Genomic DNA, 282 nt, shown 5'->3' on the forward strand with positions numbered 1-282 from the left:
GTACGGCCGTGCGCAATAAACTCTTCCTTGGCCGGCATATCAATCCCATAAACATTGGGATAGCGTACCGCAGGGGCGGCCGATGCAAAATACACATTGAGAGCACCGGCATCCCGAGCCATCTCAATAATCTGCTCGCACGTGGTGCCCCGGACAATGGAGTCATCGACCAGCAGGACATTCTTGCCGCGAAATTCCAGCTCCAGTGCGTTGAGCTTCTGACGCACGGATTTCTTGCGCTGCTGCTGCCCTGGCATAATGAAGGTACGGCCGATATAGCGG

General features: G+C 55.7%; 1 pseudogene. It reads right to left on the bottom strand.

Going from position 1 to position 282, the window contains the following annotated elements:
• A pseudogene (locus Q4563_RS19355) lies at window positions 1-282 on the bottom strand (amidophosphoribosyltransferase); the annotation flags it as partial.

The sequence above is a fragment of the Gilvimarinus sp. 1_MG-2023 genome, from assembly GCF_030548285.1.